The sequence below is a fragment of the Paenibacillus sp. MCAF9 genome, from assembly GCF_052114265.1.
Classification (GTDB): domain Bacteria; phylum Bacillota; class Bacilli; order Paenibacillales; family Paenibacillaceae; genus Pristimantibacillus.
In genome coordinates, this window is sequence record NZ_JBFREL010000078.1 from 1 (window position 1) to 1,348 (window position 1,348).

A 1,348-nucleotide genomic window follows, 5' to 3' on the forward strand; every position below is an offset into this window, starting at 1 on the left:
CTGTTGCTGCGCTCCATGTGAACGTTGCGCTCGTTCCCGTTTTGCTTGCACTTGTGAAATCTGTTAGTGCGATTGGATTTGTCGTCACCGTTACTACGTTAGAGTCGCCTGCATTTGCTCCGCCTGTAACAACTAGGCGGAAGTCATAACCTGTCGCTGCCGATAAGCCTGTTACCGTTGCTGTTGTTGCATTTGTGGCAAGCGTTCCAGTTGTCGCTGTTGTCCACGTGTTTCCACCTGTTGGTGATTGCTCCACTTTAATATTTGTAGCGCCTGTTGCTGCGCTCCATGTGAACGTTGCGCTTGTTCCCGTTTTGCTTGCACTCGCGAAGTCTGTAAGTGCGATCGGGTTTGTCGTCACCGTTACTACGTTCGAGTCGCCTGCATTTGCTCCGCCTGTAACTACTAGACGAAAATCATAACCTGTCGCTGCAGATAAGCCTGTTACTGTAGCTGTTGTTGCATTGGTCGCAATCACGCCTGTCGTCGCTGTTGTCCACGTATTTGCACCTGTTGGTGATTGCTCCACTTTAATGTTTGTTGCACCTGTTGGTGATTGCTCCACTTTAATGTTTGTTGCACCTGTTGCTGCGCTCCAAGTGAACGTTGCGCTTGTTCCCGTTTTGCTTGCGCTCGCAAAGTCTGTTAGTGCAACCGAGTTTGTCGTCACCGTTACTACATTCGAATTACCTGCATTCGCTCCGCCAGTTACTACAAGTCGGAAGTCATAACCTGACGCTGCCGACAAGCCTGTTACCGTTGCTGTTGTTGCATTCGTGGAAAGAGCACCTGTTGTCGCTGTTGTCCACGTGTTTGCACCTGTTGGTGATTGCTCAACTTTAATATTTGTAGCGCCTGTTGCTGCGCTCCATGTGAACGTTGCGCTTGTTCCCGTTTTGCTTGCACTCGCAAAGTCTGTTAGTGCGATTGGATTTGTCGTCACCGTTACTACGTTTGAGTCACCTGCATTTGCTCCGCCTGTAACTACTAGACGGAAGTCGTAAACTGTCGCTGCCGACAAGCCTGTTACCGTTGCTGTTGTTGCATTGGTCGCAAGTGTTCCCGATGTCGCTGTTGTCCACGTATTTGCACCTGTTGGTGATTGCTCCACTTTAATATTTGTAGCGCCTGTTGCTGCGCTCCATGTGAACGTTGCGCTTGTTCCCGTTTTGCTTGCACTCGCGAAGTCTGTAAGTGCAATCGGGTTTGTCGTCACCGTTACTACGTTAGAGTCGCCAGCATTTGCTCCGCCTGTTACAACTAGGCGGAAATCATAACCTGTCGCTGCCGATAAGCCTGTTACCGTTGCTGTTGTTGCATTTGTGGCAAGCGTTCCAGTTGTCGCTGT

General features: G+C 50.0%; 1 pseudogene. It reads right to left on the minus strand.

Features of this window, described 5'->3' with window-relative positions:
- Positions 1 to 1,348, minus strand: a pseudogene (locus AB4Z45_RS32890) (hypothetical protein); the annotation flags it as partial.